The 21,134-nt window shown below is 68.1% G+C and carries 15 protein-coding genes; 11 read left to right on the top strand and 4 right to left on the bottom strand.

The genetic code is table 11. The annotated features are described in order from the left end of the window. The first annotated feature begins 101 nt into the window (after nucleotides 1-101). From typA to ACWDAS_RS34850, 6 genes are all read left to right on the top strand, one after another. On the top strand, nucleotides 102-1,997 hold the full coding sequence (typA, locus tag ACWDAS_RS34875; protein ID WP_450398855.1) for a translational GTPase TypA: 1,896 nt from the start codon (nucleotides 102-104) through the stop codon (nucleotides 1,995-1,997). Nucleotides 1,998-2,757: 760 nt separating this feature from the next. Continuing rightward, entirely contained in the window at nucleotides 2,758-4,392 is a 1,635-nt protein-coding gene (locus ACWDAS_RS34870) for a peptide ABC transporter substrate-binding protein (RefSeq protein ID WP_450398853.1), read from the top strand. A gap of 136 nt (nucleotides 4,393-4,528) precedes the next feature. Further along, nucleotides 4,529-5,458 (top strand): ABC transporter permease, encoded by a 930-nt coding sequence (locus tag ACWDAS_RS34865; protein ID WP_450398851.1) that lies wholly within the window; start codon nucleotides 4,529-4,531, stop codon nucleotides 5,456-5,458. Then, complete coding sequence (locus ACWDAS_RS34860; protein WP_450398850.1) at nucleotides 5,451-6,392, top strand: ABC transporter permease; 942 nt, start codon at nucleotides 5,451-5,453, stop codon at nucleotides 6,390-6,392. The genes ACWDAS_RS34865 and ACWDAS_RS34860 overlap by 8 nt, the downstream gene beginning before the upstream one ends. A 15-nt stretch (nucleotides 6,393-6,407) precedes the next feature. Further along, a complete protein-coding gene (locus ACWDAS_RS34855; protein WP_450398848.1) occupies nucleotides 6,408-7,466 on the top strand; it encodes an ABC transporter ATP-binding protein in 1,059 nt (352 codons plus the stop codon). Next, a complete protein-coding gene (locus ACWDAS_RS34850) occupies nucleotides 7,459-8,580 on the top strand; it encodes an ABC transporter ATP-binding protein (protein WP_450398846.1) in 1,122 nt (373 codons plus the stop codon). Before ACWDAS_RS34855 ends, ACWDAS_RS34850 begins: the two co-directional genes overlap by 8 nt. Before the next feature lie 612 nt (nucleotides 8,581-9,192). Here the strand turns inward: ACWDAS_RS34850 and ACWDAS_RS34845 are convergent. From ACWDAS_RS34845 to ACWDAS_RS34830, 4 genes are read right to left on the bottom strand one after another with little or no spacing between them, the layout of a single operon-like run. Further along, nucleotides 9,193-10,890, bottom strand: coding sequence for an ABC transporter family substrate-binding protein (locus ACWDAS_RS34845; RefSeq protein ID WP_450398844.1), 1,698 nt, complete (start codon nucleotides 10,888-10,890; stop codon nucleotides 9,193-9,195). Between the two features lie 31 nt (nucleotides 10,891-10,921). Continuing rightward, nucleotides 10,922-12,994 carry an ABC transporter ATP-binding protein gene (locus ACWDAS_RS34840; RefSeq protein WP_450398842.1) on the bottom strand — a complete coding sequence of 691 codons (2,073 nt, stop codon included), beginning with the start codon at nucleotides 12,992-12,994 and terminating at the stop codon, nucleotides 10,922-10,924. After that, nucleotides 12,991-13,971, bottom strand: a complete 981-nt coding sequence (locus tag ACWDAS_RS34835) for an ABC transporter permease (protein WP_450398840.1) — start codon at nucleotides 13,969-13,971, stop codon at nucleotides 12,991-12,993. Before ACWDAS_RS34835 ends, ACWDAS_RS34840 begins: the two co-directional genes overlap by 4 nt. A gap of 54 nt (nucleotides 13,972-14,025) precedes the next feature. Then, complete coding sequence (locus ACWDAS_RS34830; RefSeq protein WP_450398838.1) at nucleotides 14,026-15,006, bottom strand: ABC transporter permease; 981 nt, start codon at nucleotides 15,004-15,006, stop codon at nucleotides 14,026-14,028. 407 nt (nucleotides 15,007-15,413) lie between these two features. On the opposite strand from ACWDAS_RS34830, the gene ACWDAS_RS34825 reads away from it, so the two are divergent. Genes ACWDAS_RS34825 through ACWDAS_RS34805 form a run of 5 tightly spaced genes read left to right on the top strand, consistent with a single transcriptional unit; the run spans nucleotide 15,414 to nucleotide 21,022 of the window. Then, nucleotides 15,414-17,042, top strand: coding sequence for a peptide ABC transporter substrate-binding protein (locus ACWDAS_RS34825; RefSeq protein WP_450398836.1), 1,629 nt, complete (start codon nucleotides 15,414-15,416; stop codon nucleotides 17,040-17,042). A gap of 4 nt (nucleotides 17,043-17,046) precedes the next feature. Beyond that, entirely contained in the window at nucleotides 17,047-17,970 is a 924-nt protein-coding gene (locus ACWDAS_RS34820) for an ABC transporter permease (RefSeq protein WP_450398834.1), read from the top strand. Beyond that, on the top strand, nucleotides 17,963-18,964 hold the full coding sequence (locus ACWDAS_RS34815) for an ABC transporter permease (RefSeq protein WP_450398832.1): 1,002 nt from the start codon (nucleotides 17,963-17,965) through the stop codon (nucleotides 18,962-18,964). Before ACWDAS_RS34820 ends, ACWDAS_RS34815 begins: the two co-directional genes overlap by 8 nt. After that, the gene (locus ACWDAS_RS34810) at nucleotides 18,964-19,989 is read left to right on the top strand and encodes an ABC transporter ATP-binding protein (RefSeq protein WP_450398831.1); all 1,026 of its coding nucleotides are present in this window, start codon (nucleotides 18,964-18,966) and stop codon (nucleotides 19,987-19,989) included. Before ACWDAS_RS34815 ends, ACWDAS_RS34810 begins: the two co-directional genes overlap by 1 nt. After that, a complete protein-coding gene (locus tag ACWDAS_RS34805; RefSeq protein ID WP_450398829.1) occupies nucleotides 19,973-21,022 on the top strand; it encodes an ABC transporter ATP-binding protein in 1,050 nt (349 codons plus the stop codon). The genes ACWDAS_RS34810 and ACWDAS_RS34805 overlap by 17 nt, the downstream gene beginning before the upstream one ends. Nucleotides 21,023-21,134: the final 112 nt, after the last annotated feature.

Here is a 21,134-nt window from a genome sequence, read left to right as displayed (position 1 = left end):
CCCCGTACCATGGGGTGAGGCCGTGGCTTGACTCGCCCGGCGGCGGGTGTGCCGACGAGGGTATGCCGCCACACCCACCAACCCGGGAGAAGCGCCGCAGTATGCCCACGCGCAACGACATTCGTAATGTCGCCATCGTCGCCCACGTCGACCACGGCAAGACGACGCTGGTGGACGCCATGCTCAAGCAGGCGGGAGCCTTCGCCGCGCACCAGCACGTGGACGACCGCGTGATGGACTCCAACGACCTGGAGCGCGAGAAGGGCATCACCATTCTCGCCAAGAACACGGCGGTGAAGTACCACCCCAAGAGCGGCGGCGAGCCGATCACGATCAACATCATCGACACCCCCGGCCACGCCGACTTCGGCGGCGAGGTCGAGCGCGGTCTGTCGATGGTCGACGCGGTCGTGCTGCTGGTGGACGCCTCCGAGGGCCCGCTGCCGCAGACCCGTTTCGTGCTGCGCAAGGCGCTGGCCGCGAAGCTGCCGGTCATCCTCTGCATCAACAAGACGGACCGCCCGGACTCCCGGATCGACGAGGTCGTCAACGAGGCGTACGACCTGTTCCTGGACCTGGACGCGACCGAGGAGCAGATCGAGTTCCCGATCGTCTACGCCTGCGCGCGTGACGGTGTGGCCTCGCTCACCAAGCCGGAGGACGGCACCGTCCCGGCCGACAGCGACAGCCTGGAGCCCTTCTTCTCCACCCTGCTGGAGCACGTCCCGGCCCCGTCGTACGACGAGAGCGCCCCGCTGCAGGCGCACGTCACCAACCTCGACGCCGACAACTTCCTCGGCCGTATCGCGCTGCTCCGCGTCGAGCAGGGCGAGCTCAAGAAGGGCCAGACGGTCGCGTGGATCAAGCGCGACGGCTCGATCCAGAACGTCCGCATCACCGAGCTGATGATGACCGAGGCGCTCACCCGCAAGCCCGCCGAGAAGGCCGGCCCCGGCGACATCTGCGCCGTCGCGGGCATCCCCGACATCACCATCGGCGAGACGCTGGCCGACCCGGAGAACCCGATCGCGCTCCCGCTGATCACGGTGGACGAGCCGGCGATCTCCATGACCATCGGCACCAACACCTCCCCGCTGGTCGGGCGCGGCCCCGGCGGCAAGGGCGCCGACAAGTCGGCGGTCAAGGACCGCAAGGTCACCGCCCGCCTGGTCAAGGACCGCCTGGACCGCGAGCTGATCGGCAACGTCTCGCTCCGCGTGCTGCCCACCGAGCGTCCCGACACGTGGGAGGTGCAGGGCCGCGGCGAGCTGGCGCTGGCCATCCTCGTCGAGACCATGCGTCGGGAGGGCTTCGAGCTGACCGTCGGCAAGCCCCAGGTGGTCACCCGGGAGATCGAGGGCAAGCTCCACGAGCCGGTCGAGCGGATCACCATCGACGTGCCCGAGGAGCACATGGGCGCCGTGACGCAGCTCATGGGCACCCGCAAGGGCCGGATGGACAACATGTCGAACCACGGCTCCGGCTGGGTCCGCATGGAGTTCGTCGTGCCGTCCCGCGGCCTCATCGGCTTCCGCACCGAGTTCCTGACCAACACCCGTGGCACGGGCATCGCCCACTCCATCCACGAGGGGCACGAGCCCTGGTTCGGCACCCTGGTCACCCGTAACAACGGCTCCCTGGTCGCGGACCGGGCCGGTGCGGTCACCGCCTTCGCGATGACCAACCTGCAGGAGCGCGGCGTGCTCTTCACCGAGCCGGGCACCGAGGTGTACGAGGGCATGATCGTCGGCGAGAACTCCCGCGCCGACGACATGGACGTCAACATCACCAAGGAGAAGAAGCTCACCAACATGCGGTCCTCGACCGCGGACGTGGCGGAGTCCATCGTGCCGCCGCGCAAGCTCTCCCTGGAGCAGTCCCTGGAGTTCTGCCGTGACGACGAGTGCGTCGAGGTGACCCCGGAGACCGTCCGCATCCGCAAGGTCGTCCTGGACCAGAAGGAGCGCGGCCGCGCCGCCTCCCGCGCCAAGCGCTGAGGTCCGCCGAGGGCAACGGACCGGCCCGCCGTACCGGCGGCCGGCCGTTGCCCTCGCGCGTTCCCTGTGACGCGGCTCGTGGGCACCCGCCGGCCCTGCCCGGCGCCGATCCGGACGTCCCCGGTCCTCCGGGGGCGGCCGAAGCCGTTCGGGCGGGAATTCCCGTGATGTCCGAGTGGCTGTTTATGGCATGACGGGAAATGCGCGCCGATCAATCCCGATGCGGCTTGCATTTCCGTGAATCAGGTCACATATACCGGCGCTTTTCGGCGCGTTGTGACCGAACTCACCGGCGGAGCGTCCCGGGTGGGCGATTCGGCCCTTGGGGTGTCGATGTGTCGCGGTTGCGCCACTGGCGCGGGCGCGACAGCTCGTTCCCTGGCGGCCCGTCAGGGACGTAGATTCGCGTGGAATCCACGCGCTTTGAGGGCAACTGGTTTTCAGTTCGCCGACGTCCGGATAGCGGACGACGTTCACCGGTACTTGTGTTACAAGTCCGTTTCGTCGGTGTCTGTCTACAATCCAAATGTCCGAATTGCGGGATTGTTTTGGGCCGGTTGTGACCAAAACGAGATCGCAAGTGTGTGGTTCCCCGGCCCAATGTGACCGATAGTTGGAGCCGTTGAGCTCGGGTCAATGGGTCCAAGCGCTTATGGGGAGCGCCGACTCACGAGCACAGGCAGCCGGTATCACTGTCAGGGGTGTCAGTGATCGCCGCTGCCTTTCACGTACGGATAGTGACTCCTGAGGAGGCAAACCCATGCGCGGTGCCAAGAGCGCCAAGTGGGTCGTTGGTGCGATCGTCGTTGCCATGGCTGCCACCGCCTGCGGCGGCGGCAAGGACAGCGGCAGCGGTGGCAGCAAGGCTGCTGTGGACCCCAAGGGTGTCTTCAGCTACCAGAGCAGTGAGCCCCAGCACCCGATCCAGCCTGCGAACGTGATGGAGACCGGCGGCGGCCGTATCACCGACGTTCTCTTCGACGGTCTGGTCGACTTCGACAACAAGACCGGCGCCCTCTACGACCTGGTCGCGGACTCCATCACGCAGGACGACGCCAGCCACTACACCATCAAGGTGAAGAAGGGCTGGACGTTCCACAACGGCGAGCCGGTCACCGCGCACTCCTTCGTCGACGCCTGGAACTGGGGCGCCAACGCGAAGAACGCGCAGGAGAACGCCTCCTGGTTCTCGGACATCAAGGGCTACGCCGATGTCCACCCGGAGAAGGGTTCCCCGAAGGCCGAGACCATGTCCGGCCTGTCGACCCCGGACGACTACACCATCAAGGTGGAGCTCGCCAACCCGGTGCCGTACTTCGAGTACAAGCTCGGTTACAGCGCGTTCTCCCCGCTGCCGAAGGCCTTCTTCACCGACCCGAAGAAGTACGGTGAGGCCCCGGTCGGCAACGGCCCGTACGAGTTCGTGAAGTGGGACCACAACAAGGACTTCCAGGTCAAGACGTACGCCAAGTACGCGGGCCCGTCGAAGCCGAAGAACGGTGGTGTCGACTTCAAGTTCTACACGACCTCTGAGGCCGCCTACACCGACGCCGTCTCCAACAACCTGGACGTGCTCGACCAGGTGGCGCCGAGCGGCATGGGCACCTACCACCAGGACCTCGGCGACCGCGCCGTGGACTCCCCGCAGGGTGCCATCCAGAGCATCGCCGTGGCGTTCTACTCGCCCACCATCAAGAAGCTCAAGGACCCTTACAAGTTCATCAAGGGCATCTCGATGGCGATCGACCGCGACACGATCACCAAGACGACCCTCCAGGGCTCCCGTACCCCGGCGGACAGCTACGTGTCCCCCGAGGTCAAGGGCTACCAGAAGGACGCCTGTGGCGAGGCCTGCACCTACAACCCCGCCAAGGCCAAGCAGCTGATCACCGAGGCCGGCGGCGCCAACGGCAAGGTCTCGATCCTCTTCAACGCCGACGGTGGCCACAAGGAGTGGGTGACCGCGGTCTGCAACAACATCAAGCAGGCCACCGGCGTCACCTGTGAGCCCGACGCCAAGGCGGACTTCAAGACCGTCCTGGACGTCCGCACCAACAAGAAGGTCCAGAGCTTCTACCGGGCCGGCTGGGTGCAGGACTACCCGCTGAACGCCAACTTCCTGAAGGACCTGTACGGCACCACCGCCGCGGGCAACGAGGGTGGCTACTCCAACAAGGCGTTCGACAAGCTCACCGCCAAGGCTGACAAGGCCGCGACGCTGGACGAGTCGGTCAAGCTCTACCAGGAGGCCGAGAAGGCCCTCTTCGAGAAGATGCCGGCGATCCCGCTCTGGTACTACAAGACCAACGCGGGCTACTCCAAGAACGTCAAGAACGTGTCCTACGACACCTTCGGCAAGCCGGCGTTCACGGACGTCGAGGTCCTCAAGAAGTAATCAGGCCGTTTAGGTCATCCCCCCCGATGCCATCCGCGTCTGATGGCATCCACCGTGCAGGCGGCAGCCGGCGGGCCCCCCTCCCACAAGGCGGAGGGCTCGCCGGCTGCTCGTGCGGCGTTGACATGGAGGCACGATGGGGCGCTACGTCGCGAGGCGACTGCTCCAGATGATCCCGGTTTTCCTCGGGACCACTCTGCTCATCTTCCTGATGGTCTACTCACTGCCCGGCGACCCGGTCCGGGCCCTGTGGGGAGACAGACCTGCTGATCCCGTGGCCATGGCCGCGATCAAGCACGAGTTCTGGTTCGACCGCCCGGTCATGCTCCAGTACTGGCACTACTTGAGCAACATATTCACCGGCGACTTCGGACGGAGCTTCGTCACCGGTCGACAGGTGAGCGACATCCTCGGGGACGCGTTCCCGGTGACGATCCGCCTGGCCTTCGTGGCCTTCGCCATCGAGATCGTCATCGGCCTCGCCCTCGGCCTCCTCGCCGGCCTGCGCCGCGACAAGATCGCGGACAAGCTGGTCCTGGTCATCACCCTCCTGCTCATCTCCGTGCCGATCTTCGTTCTGGGCTACGTGTTCCAGACGGTCTTCGGCAACAACCTGGGCTGGGTCACCCCGACCGTCCAGGACTCCACGGACTACGCGCAGCTGATCCTTCCCGGCGTCGTGCTCGGTTCGCTCTCCTTCGCCTACGTGGCGCGGCTGACGCGTACCTCGATCGTCGAGAACTCGCGGGCGGACTACATCCGCACCGCGGTGGCGAAGGGCCTGCCCAAGCGCCGTGTCATCGGCATCCACCTGCTGCGCAACTCGCTCATCCCGGTGGTCACGTTCCTCGGCACCGACCTCGGCGCGCTGATGGGTGGCGCGATCGTCACCGAGGGCATCTTCAATGTCCACGGCATCGGCAACGAGCTCTACCGCTCCATCAACCAGTCGGACAATGCCACGGTCGTCGGCATCGTCACCGTGCTGGTCATCGTCTACCTCGTGACCAGCCTGCTCGTCGACCTGCTGTACGCGGTCCTGGACCCGAGGATTCGTTATGCCTGACGCCGTCAAGACCGGCTTCGACCCGATGACGGACGCGGTCGAACTCCTTGCCACCGAGACCACGCGGGAGAAGGCCCGCAGCCTGTGGACCGACGCCTGGCGGGACCTGCGCCGCAACCCGGTGTTCGTGATCTCCGCGCTGCTCATCGTCCTGCTGCTGCTGATCGCCTTCGCGCCGGGCCTGTTCACCTCCGTCGACCCGGGCCACGCCGACCTGGCCAAGCACTACCTCGGGAAGCCGAACTACACCCACTTCTTCCGCGAGGACTGGTTCGGCTACGACGTGCAGGGCCGGAGCATCTACTCCCGCGTCCTGTACGGCGCCAAGGCCTCGATCATCGTCGGTGTCGCCGTGACCCTGTTCGTGACCGTCACGGGCGGTATCGCGGGCATGCTCGCCGGCTACTTCGGCGGCTGGATGGACTCCCTGATCTCCCGGATCACCGACATCTTCTTCGGCATCCCGCTGCTCCTGGGCGCCCTGGTGCTGCTGAACGCGTTCACCCACCGCAACGTGTGGACCGTCGTGGTCGCGCTCGGCGTGCTGGGCTGGACCCAGAGCGCCCGCGTCATGCGCGGATCGGTGATCACGGTGAAGGAGGCGGACTACGTCCACGCCGCCAAGGCCCTCGGGGCCGGCACCCGCCGGATCCTCATGCGCCACATCCTGCCGAACGCGGTCGCACCGGTGATCGTGGTCGCCACCATTGCCCTCGGCGGTTACATCTCGACCGAGGCGACGCTCTCGTACCTCGGCATCGGCCTGCCGCCGTCGACCGTGTCGTGGGGCAATGACATCTCCTCCGCCAAGGACGTACTCCGTACCGCACCGCACGTGCTGTTCTTCCCCAGCGCGATGCTGTCGATCACGGTCCTGGCGTTCATCATGCTCGGCGACGCAGTGCGCGACGCCCTCGACCCCAAGCTTCGCTGAGAGGGGCGTCGTCAAGTGACCATCATCGACCAGACCAGCAGTGTCCCGGCCCCACGTGAGGCCGGGGCCGACGGCACCCCGCTGCTCGAAGTGCGCGACCTGCACGTGGAGTTCCACACCCGTGACGGTGTTGCCAAGGCCGTCAACGGTGTCAACTACTCGGTCAACGCCGGCGAGACCCTCGCCGTGCTGGGCGAGTCCGGCTCCGGCAAGTCCGTGACCGCGCAGGCGATCATGGGCATCCTGGACATGCCTCCGGGCAAGATCCCCCAGGGCGAGATCCTCTTCCAGGGCCAGGACATGCTCAAGATGTCGGCGGAGGAGCGCCGGAAGATCCGCGGCCGGAAGATCGCGATGATCTTCCAGGACGCGCTCTCCTCGCTGAACCCGGTGCTGTCCGTGGGCTACCAGCTCGGTGAGATGTTCCGCGTCCACCAGGGCCTGTCCAAGAAGGAAGCCAAGGCCAAGGCCATCGAGCTGATGGACCGGGTCCGCATCCCCGCGGCGAAGCAGCGGGTCAACGACTACCCGCACCAGTTCTCCGGCGGTATGCGCCAGCGCATCATGATCGCCATGGCTCTGGCCCTCGAGCCGGACCTGATCATCGCCGACGAGCCCACCACCGCGCTCGACGTGACCGTCCAGGCCCAGGTCATGGACCTGCTGGCGGAGCTCCAGCGCGAGTTCAACATGGGTCTGATCCTGATCACCCACGACCTCGGCGTCGTCGCCGACGTGGCCGACAAGATCGCCGTGATGTACGCGGGCCGGATCGTGGAGACCGCGCCGGTCCACGAGATCTACAAGCGCCCGGCGCACCCGTACACCAAGGGCCTGCTCGCCTCGATCCCGCGCCTGGACCAGAAGGGCCAGGAGCTCTACGCGATCAAGGGCCTCCCCCCGAACCTGCTGCACACGCCCAGCGGCTGCGCGTTCAACCCGCGTTGCGAGATGGCGCAGGACATCTGCCGCACCGAGGTGCCCAAGCTGGTCCCGGTGACCGAGCGGGACGGCGGCGAGCTGCCCGGCCGCGGCAGCGCGTGCCACTTCTGGAAGGAGACGATCCATGGCTGAGCTCAAGAACGACGAGGCCGCGCCGTTGGACGTCCAGGACGAGGTGGCGGCCGTCGAGGCGGCCTTCGCCAAGCCGGTCGAGCGCGGTGAGCCGATCCTGCAGGTGCGCAACCTGGTCAAGCACTTCCCGCTGACCCAGGGCATCCTGTTCAAGAAGCAGATCGGCGCGGTCAAGGCCGTCGACGGTGTCTCCTTCGACCTGTACCAGGGCGAGACCCTGGGCATCGTCGGCGAGTCCGGCTGCGGCAAGTCCACCGTCGCCAAGCTGCTGATGAACCTGGAGCGGGCGACCGCGGGCGAGGTCTTCTACAAGGGCCAGGACATCACCAAGCTGTCCGGCCGCGCGCAGAAGGCGGTCCGCCGGAACATCCAGATGGTGTTCCAGGACCCGTACACCTCGCTCAACCCGCGTATGACGGTCGGCGACATCATCGGCGAGCCGTACGACATCCACCCCGAGGTCGCCCCGAAGGGCGACCGGCGCCGCAAGGTGCAGGAGCTGCTGGACGTCGTCGGCCTCAACCCGGAGTACATCAACCGGTACCCGCACCAGTTCTCCGGCGGCCAGCGGCAGCGCATCGGCATCGCCCGCGGCCTGGCGCTCAACCCGGAGATCATCATCTGCGACGAGCCGGTCTCGGCGCTGGACGTCTCCGTGCAGGCGCAGGTCATCAACCTGATGGAGAAGCTGCAGGACGAGTTCAACCTCTCCTACATCTTCATCGCGCACGACCTGTCGATCGTCCGCCACATCTCCGACCGCGTCGGCGTGATGTACCTGGGCAAGATGGCCGAGATCGGTTCCGACACCGAGATCTACGACCACCCCACCCACCCGTACACCCAGGCCCTGCTGTCGGCGGTGCCGGTGCCGGACCCCGACGCGCGCGAGCACCGCGAGCGCATCATCCTGACCGGTGACGTCCCGTCGCCGGCCAACCCGCCGTCCGGCTGCCGCTTCCGCACCCGTTGCTGGAAGGCGCAGGACAAGTGCGCCACCGAGGAGCCGCTGCTGGCCATCCCGCAGCGCTTCAAGGAGACGGACACCCCGGCCGCGCACGACTCGGCGTGCCACTTCGCCGAGGAGAAGGACGTCGTCCACGCGGTGAACTGAGCACCATCCGCACCACCCATGAGGGGTGCCCGCGCGAGCATCGCACGGGCACCCCTCGGGCGTTCCCGGGCGTAGGGGACGGCCGTCCGGCCCGGCGCTCGCGAGTGCGGTGAGGAAGGCCCGCTGGTGCGGGTCGGCCCAGTCGTCGTTCTCCGTGGCGTCCAGGAGCCCAGGGGTAGGCCACCCAGGACTGCTTGCCGATCCGGGCCGGGTTCGCGGCCGGCCCGTCGAGCGGGGTGACCACCGCGACGCCCCGCGCCGCCAGGGCGCGCGTCCAGCCGGCGACGGCCGCCGCCGCGGGCTCCGGCGAGGCGGCCTTCTTCAGCGCCGCTTCCGTACCGGCCACGCGGCAGCGGAAGACCGGCGAGTGCGGGTGGACCGAGCAGGCGGGACGGTCGCCCTCGGCCACCCCGAAGTGGGCGAAGACGTCGGCGAAGGGCCGGGAGGGCGCGAGGGGCATGGCGGGGGACCCTGCCCTGCCGGGGACCTGGCCGGTGCGTGCGGGCCCGGCAACGGGTCCATCGCGACGGCGACTTCGGCCACGTATACAAAGCGGTCCGCCCCGTCACCTGGCGGTGACGGGGCGGACGCGGTGCCGGTAGCCGGCGCGGCTTACTTGAGGAAGCCGATGTTCTCGTAGCGCAGGTCCTGGAAGCCGTAGGCGCCGATGTTGGCCAGGTTCTTCTTGACCGCGTAGATGTCGGGACGCTGGTAGAGCGTCAGGACGTTGGCCTGGGTCCAGATGAGCTGGTCCGCGGCGTTGGCGTCGTCGATGGCCTTGGCCGGGTCGGTGTCGGCCGCGGCCTTGTTCATGGCGTCGTCGAGCGCCTGGCTGCCGACACCGGTGTAGTTCTGCTGGACGTTGCTGCCCTTGGGGTTGGCGTAGATCGACTTGGTGGACGAGACCGGGAAGGCGGTGCCCAGCCACGAGAAGGCCGTCAGGTCGAAGTTGCCGGGGGTGACGTACTTGTCGAAGAACTCCTGCAGCGGCACGGACTTCACCGTCAGCTTGATGCCGACCTGCTTCAGCATGGCCTGCAGCAGCTTGCCCTCGTTGGCGGCGGTGACGTAGTTCGCCGGGATGGTGAAGTTGACCTCGAGGACCTTGCCGTCCTTCTTGCGGAACTCGCCGCTCTTCTTCCAGCCGGCCTCGTCCAGCAGCTTGTTCGCCTTGGCCGGGTCGTATGAGGCGAACTCGCCGGAGTTGTCCTTGTAGCCCTTCTGGTTGGTGACGAAGAAGTGGTTGTTCAGCGGCTTCGCCTCCCAGTCCAGGCCCTGGAGGTCGGAGTCGCCGATGGCCTGCCGGTTGACGGCGGAGGTGACCGCCTGGCGGACCTTGACGTCCTTCAGGGGACCGTGGGTGCCGCTTATGGTGATGTGACGGTAGTTGGGACCGGCCGCCTTGCGGATCTCGGCGCCCTTGACGGTCTTGGCCTGCTTGTAGGCGGCCGAGTCGGGGCCCACGCTGAAGAAGTCGACCTCGCCGTTGGCGAAGGCGCCGGCGGTGGCGTCGGCGTCCAGGGCACGGAAGATGATCTTGTCCAGGATCGCCTTGTTGCCCCACCAGTTGTCGTCTCGGACGACGGTGAGGGTCTTGGCGGTCTTGTCGATGCCCTGGAACTTGAAGGGGCCGGCGGTGACCGGGATCTTCCCGAGGTAGCCGGTGTTGAAGCCCTCGGGAGTGCCGACGATCTTGGCCGGGTAGAGCGGGCTGAACAGGCTCTTCCAGTCACCGAAGGGGCTGGCGAAGGTGACCACGACCTCCTGGTCGCTCTTGCCCTTGGCGACGCTCTTGATGAGCTCGTAGCCGGTGGTGGAGGAGACCTTGTACTTGGAGTCCTTGCCGTTGCCGGCCTTCCAGCTGGCCTCGAAGTCCTTCCAGGACAGCGGGGTGCCGTCGGACCACTTGGCCTTGGGGTTGATCTCGTAGGTGACGACCTGCGTGCCCGAGCTGTCGTCGACCTTGGCGGAGCTCAGGTAGTCGGGGTTCGGGGTCACGGTGCCCGTCGCGTCCGACATCATGACGATCGGCATCAGCGCGCGCTCGACGTCGTAGCCGTCGGAGAGGGTGCCGTCGATCTCGTTGTAGTTGAAGTTCTCGGCGATCTCGCCCAGCGGGAAGTTGAGGGTGCCGCCCGCCTTCAGCTGGTCGCGGTCGGTCGCCTTGATGTTGTTGACGCTGGACTTCGGCACCGAGTTCTTCTTCGCCGCGGCGTCGCTCTTCCCGTCCCCGCCGCCGCACGCGGTCAGGGTCAGCGCGCTCGCCGTGGCCAGCGCCACCACGGCGACGGACATACGTGTTCTGTTCAACGGACTCTCTCTCCTCTTACGGGGTGGGAAATCACACGACGGTGACGGCGGCGGCAAAGTGGCAGGCCGCGGTGTGGTCGCCCGCCAGTCCGGTCGGTGCCGGGTCCTCCTCGCGGCACCGGCCGCGGTCGGACTCGTCGAGGGAGGCGAACTTCGGGCAGCGGTTGCGGAATCGGCAGCCGGTCGGCACGTCCGCGGGGCTGGGAAGGTCGCCGGTGAGCAGGATGCGCCTGCGATCGCGCTCCTTGCGGGGATCGGGCAGCGGCACCGCGGAGAGCAGCGCCTGGGTGTACGGGTGGGAGGGTGCCCCGAAGACGGCCTCGGCGGAGCCGAGTTCGACGATCCGGCCGAGGTACATCACCGCGATCCGGTCGGCGATGTGCCGTACGACGGACAGGTCGTGCGCCACGAAGAGGTAGCTCAGGCCCATCCGGGCCTTGAGCTCGTCGAGCAGGTTGAGGACACCGGCCTGGATGGAGACGTCCAGAGCCGAGACCGGCTCGTCCAGGACGACCAGCTTGGGCTCCAGGGCCAGGGCGCGGGCGATGCTGATGCGCTGCCGCTGCCCGCCGGAGAACTCCGCCGGGAAGCGGTCGACGTGGTCCGGGTCGAGGCCGACCTGGCTCAGCAGCTCCGGCACCCGGGCGGCGACGCGGTCGCGGGACCAGCCGTGGGTCCTCATGGGCTCGGCCAGGATGTCGCCGACCGGCATCCGCGGGTCGAGCGCGGCCATCGGGTCCTGGAAGACCACCTGCAGGTCGCGGCGGAGCGCCTTGCGGTCGGCGCCCTTCAGCCCCCGGATGTCCTTGCCGAAGACGGTGACCGTGCCGGACTGGCCGGAGGGCAGGTCGAGGATCTCCAGCAGCGTGGTCGTCTTGCCGCAGCCGGACTCGCCCACCAGGCCGAGCGTCTCGCCCTCGCGGATGTCGAAGCTGATGCCGTCGACCGCGCGCACCTCGCCCACCTTGCGCTTGATGACCGCGCCGTGCATCAGCGGGAAGTGCTTGACCAGCCCCTTGACCTCCAGCACCGGGGCGCGGTCGTCACGCGGCCGGGCGGTTTCGGCCGGGGCCTCGGGCAGCGCCGGAACCGGGTAGATGGTCTCGGGGTCGAGGGAGCCGCCCTTCACCAGCTCGTGGCTGCGGTGGCAGGCGGTGGGGTGGTTGCCGCCGTCCCGTACCGTCAGCTCGGGCTCGACGCGCCGGCACACGTCGATCGCGATGGGGCAGCGGGCCGCGAAGGGACAGCCTGTCGGCAGGTCCACCAGCGAGGGCGGGTTGCCGTCGATCGGGGTCAGCGCGTGGCGCCGGCCGTCGTCGAGCCGCGGGATCGAGCCGAGCAGGCCGATGGTGTACGGCATGCGCGGGGTGTAGTAGACGTCGTCCACGGTGCCGGTCTCCACCGGACGGCCCGCGTACATCACCTGGACCCGGTCGGCGAAGCCGGCCACCACGCCCAGGTCGTGGGTGATCATGACGATGGCGGCGCCGGTGACCTCCTGGGCCTTCTTCAGGACCTCCAGGATCTGCGCCTGGATGGTCACGTCCAGGGCGGTCGTCGGCTCGTCGGCGATGATCACCTCGGGGTCGTTGGCGATCGCCATGGCGATCATCGCCCGCTGGCGCATGCCGCCGGAGAACTCGTGCGGGAAGGCGTCGGCGCGCCGAGCCGGGTCCGGGATGCCGACCAGGTCCAGCAGTTCGATCGCGCGCTTGCGGGCGGCTTCCTTGTCCAGGTCCTGGTGGATCCGCAGCGCCTCGACGATCTGGTCGCCGACCGAGTAGACCGGGGTCAGCGCGGAGAGCGGGTCCTGGAAGACCATCGCGATCTCCTTGCCGCGGATCTCCGTCATCTCCCGGTCGTCCAGATCCAGCAGCTCACGGCCGTGGAGCTTCACCGAGCCCTTGATGGAGGCGGTATCCGGCAGCAGGCCGAGGACGGCGAGCGAGGAGACGGACTTGCCCGAACCCGACTCGCCGACGATGCCGAGGACCTCGCCGGGCCGCACGGAGAAGGACACGCCGCGTACGGCGCTGACCGGCCCGGCCTCGCTCGGGAAGGAGACGTGGAGGTCGGTGACCTCGAGGGCGGGGGTCTCGCTCACGACGTGCGTCCTTCCGTGGACGTGCTCTTGGACTTGCGGGGGGCGCGGGCCTTGGCGCCGCTGGAGTTGGGGTCGAGGGCGTCCCGCAGACCGTCGCCGATGAAGGCGATGGACAGGCAGATCAGCACCAGGCAGCCGGCCGGGAAGTAGAACAGCCACGGGAAGGACGGGGCGGCCGGGGTTCCGGTGGCGATCACCGTGCCGAGCGAGACGTCGGGGGACTGCACGCCGAAGCCGAAGTACGACAGGCTGGTCTCGCCGATGATCGCCGCGCCGACCTGGATCGTCCCGTCGATGATCAGCATCGAGGCCATCGACGGCAGGATGTGCCGGAAGATGATGACCGGGGCCGGAACCCCCATGTACTTCGCGGCCTTGACGAATTCACGGTCCTTCAGGGTGAGCGTCATGCTGCGGACGACCCGGCCGGTGATCATCCAGCTGAACAGCGCCAGCAGCACCACGAACAGCAGCCAGGTCGTGCCCTGGAAGAGGGGCGAGAGCACCGCGATGATCAGGAAGTTGGGCATGACCAGCAGCAGGTCGACCACCCACATCAGGGAGCGGTCGGTCCAGCCGCCGAAGTAGCCGGCGCTCGCGCCGACCACCGCGGCGACGAAGGTGCAGATGACGCCGGTCAGGATGCCGATGACCAGGGACTTCTGCATGCCTCGCGCGGTGAGCGCGAACAGGTCGGAGCCGGTCTGGTCGGTGCCGAACCAGTGCCCGGCCGACGGCGGCTTCTGGAAGGCGGTGAAGTCGAGCTCGGTGTAGTCCCACTTGTAGAACAGCGGCGATACGTACGCCATCAGGAAGAGCAGGACCAGCATGACCAGCCCGAACAGGGCCAGGCGGTTGCGCGTGAAGCGGACGGCGGTGAGCCGGAGCCGGCCGCTCGCGCGGCGCCGTGCGGGCCGGTCGCCCGGCGCGGTGGGCACCTGCGCGGGAGGCTGTACGGAGGGGGTCTGGACGGCCATGGGTGAGGGCTCCTGGGAACGCGGGATCGGGGCGGCGGAGGGGTGCGGTGGGTCTCAGCGCACCCGTACGCGGGGATCGAGCGCCGCGTAGAGCAGATCGGAGAGCAGGCCGGCGATCAGCACCACGAGAGCGGTGAACATGCCCACCGCGGCGACCGCGTTGACGTCGTTGGTGCTGATGGAGTTGACCAGCCACTCGCCCATGCCGTGCCAGCCGAAGATCTTCTCGGTGAAGGTCGCGCCGGTGAAGAGCAGGACGACGTTGTAGACCAGCAGCGGGACCACCGGGAGGACCGCGGTGCGCAGACCGTGCTTCATCAGCGCCGCCCGCCGCGACAGGCCCTTCGCCCGCGCGGTGCGCAAAAAGTCGCTGCCGAGGACGTCCAGCATGGTGCTGCGCTGGTAGCGGCTGTAGAGCGCGACCTGGATGACGATCAGGGTCAGGCTGGGCAGCAGCAGGTGCTGCAGCCGGCTGGCGAGGATCTCACCGGTCCCGGTCAGGTCGGGGTCGTACTCGCCGGTGTACTTGATGAGTTTGAAGCCGACGGCGTCGTTCAGGTCGATCGCCCACAGCTTGAAGGTCACGGCGATCACGAACACCGGCATGGCCAGGATGAAGAACGAGCCCAGTGTGGCGACCCGGTCCGACGCCCGGTACTGTCTGACGGCCCCCCAGGCGCCCAGCAGCACACCGCCGATGGAGCCCAGGATGGTGGCGAGCAGCAGCAGACGGGTGCTCACTCCGACGCGGCGCCCGAACTCGTCATTCACCTCACCGCCGGTGACGGTCCGTCCGAGGTCCCCGTGGGCCACGCCGTTCGCCCAGTGGGCGAAGCGGACCACGACCGGGGTGTCGGGGTTGAGGTTGTACTCGTTGAGGGTGGTCGTCACCGAGGAGGCCGCCACCGGAGGGTTCCGGCCGGCGAAGTTGGCTCTCGGGTTGAGGCTGATCGCCGCGAGGAAGTAGGTGAGGGAGGCCGCGATGAGAACCAGCGCCATGTGGTTGATCAGTCGGCGCAGCAGGTAACGGCCCACGGCTCACACTCTCAGTCGGTTCGTTTCGAACGAATAACAAGATTGAACTTTCTTCGCCGGCCGCGTCTGGCATAGTTGTGTAGCACGGCCGAAACATTTGCGACCGAGTCGTCTGCGCAGGTCGTGCGCATTCCAACTCGGCTTGAAGGGTTGATGGGACTTTCGCAACCGAATTATGGCCGCGTCAACGAGCGCCGGATCGTCGTGATGGATCCTTTATTTTCTTTGTAGAAATTTAACCCGACTGTCGGGATAACCCTCATTGACTGCCCCGGGCATAGGGAAAACCCTCTGCTCCCCTCGGCGCTGCCCCGGGCCGGTGAGCCGCTGTGCATTATGTCCGGGTTTGCGATGTCATGGTGAGCCACGTGTCCTTCATGGCGTAGAGCTCCCCGAGGAGGCATCCGATGCGACGGAGCGCGGCGAGGTGGGCCGTCTGCACGGCCGCGGCCGCCCTGGTGGCGACGGGCTGCGGGGGTGGGGACGGGGGCGGCGGTCCGGCGGACGGGTCCGGGGTGTTCAGCGCCTCGTGGACCGACCCGCAGAATCCACTGGAGCCGGCCAACACCAATGAGGTGCAGGGCGGCAAGGTGCTGGACATGATCTTCCGCGGCCTGAAGAAGTACAACCCGAAGACCGCGGCCGCCGAGAACGTCATCGCCGACTCGATCACCACCTCGGACCAGCGGACCTTCAAGATCAAGATCAAGGACGGCTGGACCTTCAGCAATGGCCAGAAGGTCACCTCCGACTCGTTCATCGACGCCTGGAACTACGGGGCGCTCGTCACGAACAAGCAGATCAACGCTTCCTTCTTCCGCTACGTCGACGGCTATGACAAGGTGCACCCCGCGTCCGGCGGCCCGACCGCCGAGAAGCTCTCCGGGCTGACCAAGCAGGACGACCTGAACTTCACCGTCAAGCTCAACCAGAAGTTCTCCACCTGGCCCGACACCCTCGGCTACGCCGCCTTCATGCCGCTGCCGCGCGCCTTCTTCACCAACCACGCCGCCTGGCTGAAGAAGCCCATCGGCAACGGCCCCTACCGGGTGGAGTCGTACACCAGGGGCCAGGGCATGCAGCTGCGCACGTGGCACGGGTACAAGGGGGCCGACGCGGCCGTCAACGGCGGCGTGGACCTCAAGGTCTACACCGACAACACCACCGCCTACACCGACCTGCAGGCCGGCAACCTCGACCTCGTCGACGACGTTCCCGCCTCCCAGCTGAAGAACGTCAAGGCCGACCTCGCCGGCCGCTACCTCAACACCCCGGCCGGCATCATCCAGACCATCGCCTTCCCGCTCTACGACAAGGCCTGGTCGGGCAGGAACTCCGAGAAGCTCCGCCAGGGCATCTCCATGGCGATCAACCGCAAGCAGATCACCCGGCAGATCTTCCACAACACGCGCATCCCCGCCCGGGACTGGACCTCACCCGTGCTCGGCACCGCCGGCGGTTTCGACGACACGCTCTGCGGGGACGTCTGCGACTACGACCCCGCCCGGGCCAGGAAGCTGGTCAAGGAGGGCGGCGGCATCCCCGGCGGCACCATGAAGATCACGTACAACGCGGACAGCGGCTCCCACAAGGACTGGGTCGACGCGGTCTGCAACAGCATCAACAACGCCCTGGACAACGACAGCGCCTGCGTCGGCAACCCGGTCGGCACCTTCGCGGACTTCCGCAACCAGATCGTCAACCAGCAGATGAAGAACCCCTTCCGGGCCGGCTGGCAGATGGACTACCCGCTGATCCAGAACTTCCTGCAGCCGCTCTACTACACCGACGCCTCGTCCAACGACGCGCACTTCAGCAACGCGCAGTTCGACAAGCTCGTCGACCAGGCCAACGCCGAGAGCGACACCGCCAAGGCCGTCGACACCTTCAAGCAGGCCGAGCGGATCCTGCCGCAGCAGGTCCCGGCCATCGCCCTGTGGTACCAGAACGGCAGCGCGGGCTGGTCGCAGCGGCTCTCCGATGTCGCCCTCAACCCCTTCAGCGTCCCCGTCTACAACCAGATCAAGGTCAGCTGACTCCATGGGACGGTACGTCATCCGCCGTCTGCTGCAGATGATCCCGGTGTTCATCGGCACCACCATGCTGATCTTCATCATGGTGTTCGCGCTCGGCGACCCGGTCCAGGCCAGGTGCGGGGACCGCGCCTGCGATCCCGCGACGGCCGCGCAGATCCGCCACGAGCTCTACCTGGACCACCCCCTGTGGCAGCAGTACCTGCACTACATGGGGCAGATCTTCCGGGGCGACTTCGGGATCGCGTGGAACGGGCAGCCGGTCACCCAGCTGATGGCGAGCGCCTTCCCCGTCACCCTGCGACTGACGATCATCGCGATCCTCTTCGAGATCGTCATCGGCATCACCCTCGGCGTCCTCACCGGGCTGCGCCGGGGCCGTCCGGTCGACACCGCGGCGCTGCTCGGCACCCTCGTCGTCATCTCCGTCCCGACCTTCGTCACCGGCTACGTGCTGCAGTATCTGCTCGGGGTCAAGTGGAACCTCATCGCGCCCTCGGTGTCGTCCGAGGCCCGCATCGACGAGCTGATCGTCCCGGGGTTCGTGCTGGCACTGACCTCGCTCGCGTACGTCACCCGGCTCAGCCGCACCTCCATCGTCGAGAACGCCCGCGCCGACTACGTCCGCACCGCGACCGCCAAGGGCCTGCCGCGCCGCCGGGTGATCACCCATCACCTGTTGCGCAACTCCCTCATCCCAGTGGTCACCTTCATCGGCACCGACATCGGGGCGCTCATGGGCGGGGCCATCGTCACCGAGCGCATCTTCAACATCCACGGCGTCGGCTACCAGCTCTACCAGGGCATCCTGCGACTGGACTCGGCCACCGTCGTCGGCTTCGTGACCATCCTGGTGATCGTCTTCCTCATCGCCAACCTGCTGGTCGACCTGGTCTACGCCGTCCTCGACCCGAGGATCCGCTATGCCTGAGCCGCGCAATCACCCCGACGAGGCCATGGAGCCGGCCGGCGGGACGGGGGCCTCCATGGGACTGGGCCAGGACGAGGCACGCACGCTGGAGAGGCCCCCGGGCCCCGGGGGGACGCCGGGCGGCCCGGTGGAGTACCCCGCCGGGGAGAAGCCGCGCAGCCTGTGGTCGGACGCGTGGCGGGACCTGCGGCGCAACCCGGTCTTCGTGCTCTCCGCGCTGGTGATCCTCTTCCTGATCGTCATCTCCGTCTGGCCGCAGCTCATCGCGCCCGGCAACCCGCTCAGCTGCAACCTGGACAACTCCCAGAAGGGCTCCGCGCCCGGCCATCCCTTCGGCTTCGACACCCAGGGCTGCGACGTCTACACCCGGGTCGTCCACGGGGCCCGTGCCTCCGTCACCGTCGGGATCTGCGCCACCGTCGGCGCCGCCCTGCTCGGCGGGCTGCTGGGCGGCCTCGCCGGCTACCACGGCGGCTGGGCGGACGCGGTGCTCTCCCGGGTGAGCGACATCTTCTTCGGCATCCCGATCGTGCTCGGCGGCCTGGTCTTCCTGTCCGTCGTCACCGGGACGACCGTGTGGCCGGTGGTCGGCTTCATCGTGCTGCTCGGCTGGCCGCAGATCGGCCGTATCGCCCGCGGCTCGGTCATCACCGTCAAGCAGAACGACTACGTCCAGGCCGCCCGGGCCCTCGGCGCCGGCAACGCCCGCCTGCTGCTGCGGCACATCGCGCCCAACGCCGTCGCGCCCGTCATCGTCGTCGCGACCATCGCGCTCGGCACGTACATCTCCCTGGAGGCCACCCTGTCCTATCTCGGCGTCGGGCTGAAACCGCCCACCGTCTCCTGGGGCATCGACATCTCGCAGGCCTCCACGCAGATCCGCAACGCCCCGCACATGCTGCTCTGGCCGGCCGGGGCGCTGAGCCTGACCGTGCTGGCCTTCATCATGCTCGGCGACGCGGTGCGCGACGCCCTCGACCCCAAGCTGCGCTGATGGACGGAGACGCGATGGCCACCGCGGCCCAGGACGAGCCGCCCCTGCTCGACGTCCGCGACCTCCATGTGGAGTTCCGCACCCGGGACGGCATCGCCAAGGCCGTCAACGGGGTCTCCTACTCGGTGCGTTCCCACCAGACGCTCGCCGTGCTCGGCGAGTCCGGATCCGGCAAGTCGGTGACCGCGCTGGCCGTCATGGGCATCCTCGACTCGCCGCCGGGGTTCGTCACCCGCGGCGAGATCCTCTTCCGGGGCGAGGACCTGCTGGCCATGGGCGCCGAGGAGCGCCGCAAGGTGCGCGGCGCCAGGATGGCGATGATCTTCCAGGACGCGCTGTCCGCCCTCAACCCCGTCCTCACCGTGGGCGACCAGCTCGGCGAGATGTTCCGGGTCCACCGGGGGATGTCCCGCAAGGACGCCCGGTCCAGCGCCGTGGAGCTGATGGACCGGGTGCGGATCCCGGCGGCGCGCGAACGGGTCGGGCAGTACCCGCACCAGTTCTCCGGCGGCATGCGCCAGCGCATCATGATCGCGATGGCCCTCGCCCTGGAGCCGGAACTGATCATCGCGGACGAGCCGACCACCGCGCTCGACGTCACCGTCCAGGCCCAGGTCATGGACCTGCTGGCGGAACTCCAGCGCGAGTACGGCATGGGTCTGATCCTCATCACGCACGACCTGGGCGTGGTCGCCGACGTGGCGGACACGATCGCGGTGATGTACGCCGGGCGCATCGTCGAGACGGCGCCGGTCCACGAGATCTACAAGCGCCCGGCGCACCCGTACACCAAGGGCCTGCTGGAGTCGATCCCGCGCCTGGACCAGAAGGGCCGGGAGCTCTACGCGATCAAGGGCCTCCCCCCGAACCTGCTGCACATCCCGCCCGGCTGCGCCTTCCACCCGCGCTGCCCGCTGGCCCGGGAGGTGTGCGCCACCGACGAGCCCGAGCTCTACCGGATCAGCGCCCGGCGGGGCAGCGCCTGCCACTTCTGGAGGGAGTGCCTCGGTGAGGACCAGCGGTGAGCCCGTCCTCCAGGTGCGCGGGCTGTACAAGCACTTCCCGCTGACCCAGGGGATCCTGTTCAAGCGGCAGATCGGCGCGGTCAAGGCGGTCGACGGCGTGGACCTGGACCTGCGCAAGGGGGAGACGCTCGGCATCGTCGGCGAGTCCGGCTGCGGCAAGTCCACCGTGGCCCGGCTGCTGGTGCACCTGGAGCAGGCCACGCAGGGCCAGATCCTCTACAAGGGGGAGGACATCACCAAACTGTCCGGCCGCGCCCTCAAGGCCGTGCGCCGGAACATCCAGATGGTGTTCCAGGACCCGTACACCTCGCTCAACCCGCGTATGACGGTCGGCGACATCATCGGCGAGCCGTACGAGATCCACCCCGAGGTCGCGCCGAAGGGCGACCGGCGCCGAAGGGTGCGGGAGCTGCTGGACGTCGTCGGCCTGAACCCCGAGTACGTCAACCGCTATCCGCACCAGTTCTCCGGCGGTCAGCGGCAGCGCATCGGCATCGCGCGCGGCCTGGCGCTGCGCCCGGAGATCATCGTCGCCGACGAGCCGGTGTCGGCGCTGGACGTCTCCGTGCAGGCGCAGGTGGTCAACCTGATGGAGCGGCTGCAGGACGAGTTCGACCTCTCCTACCTCTTCATCGCGCACGACCTGTCGATCGTCCGGCACATCTCGGACCGGGTGGCGGTGATGTACCTCGGGCGGATCGTCGAGACCGGCGACGACACGCAGATCTACGACCACCCCACGCACCCCTACACCCAGGCCCTGCTGTCGGCGGTGCCGGTACCGGACCCCGACGCGCGCGAGCACCGGGAACGGCTGCTGCTCTCCGGCGATGTGCCCTCCCCGGCCGACCCGCCGTCCGGCTGCCGCTTCCGCACCCGCTGCTGGAAGGCACAGGAGCGCTGCACACTGGAGGTGCCGGAGCTGGCGGTGCCCGCCGCGTTCCGGGGGCTGGACTCCCCGGCGGCGCACGACAGCGCCTGCCACTTCGCGGAGGAGAAGACGGTGGTGCCGCCCGAGCCCCCGGGCGGGTGAGCCGCAGCGTCCCGGAGGCGGCCCGGCCGCGGGAGGACATGCCGCGGCCCGCGCCCGGTGCGGCAGGGGTGTGGGCGCGGGTCGGGCTCCGAACGGAGACGTCTGTCGGCCC

The sequence above is a fragment of the Streptomyces sp. NPDC001070 genome (genome assembly GCF_053598835.1).
This window is presented reverse-complemented; position numbering and strand designations above follow the sequence as displayed.

Bases quoted from the DNA above. Each gene is read 5' to 3' on its own strand.
- typA (WP_450398855.1), top strand. From the start codon at position 102: ATGCCCACGCGCAACGACATTCGTAATGTCGCCATCGTCGCCCACGTC.
- ACWDAS_RS34870 (WP_450398853.1), top strand. From the start codon at position 2,758: ATGCGCGGTGCCAAGAGCGCCAAGTGGGTCGTTGGTGCGATCGTCGTT.
- ACWDAS_RS34865 (WP_450398851.1), top strand. From the start codon at position 4,529: ATGGGGCGCTACGTCGCGAGGCGACTGCTCCAGATGATCCCGGTTTTC.
- ACWDAS_RS34860 (WP_450398850.1), top strand. From the start codon at position 5,451: ATGCCTGACGCCGTCAAGACCGGCTTCGACCCGATGACGGACGCGGTC.
- ACWDAS_RS34850 (WP_450398846.1), top strand. From the start codon at position 7,459: ATGGCTGAGCTCAAGAACGACGAGGCCGCGCCGTTGGACGTCCAGGAC.
- ACWDAS_RS34835 (WP_450398840.1), bottom strand. From the start codon at position 13,971: ATGGCCGTCCAGACCCCCTCCGTACAGCCTCCCGCGCAGGTGCCCACC.
- ACWDAS_RS34825 (WP_450398836.1), top strand. From the start codon at position 15,414: ATGCGACGGAGCGCGGCGAGGTGGGCCGTCTGCACGGCCGCGGCCGCC.
- ACWDAS_RS34820 (WP_450398834.1), top strand. From the start codon at position 17,047: ATGGGACGGTACGTCATCCGCCGTCTGCTGCAGATGATCCCGGTGTTC.
- ACWDAS_RS34815 (WP_450398832.1), top strand. From the start codon at position 17,963: ATGCCTGAGCCGCGCAATCACCCCGACGAGGCCATGGAGCCGGCCGGC.
- ACWDAS_RS34810 (WP_450398831.1), top strand. From the start codon at position 18,964: ATGGACGGAGACGCGATGGCCACCGCGGCCCAGGACGAGCCGCCCCTG.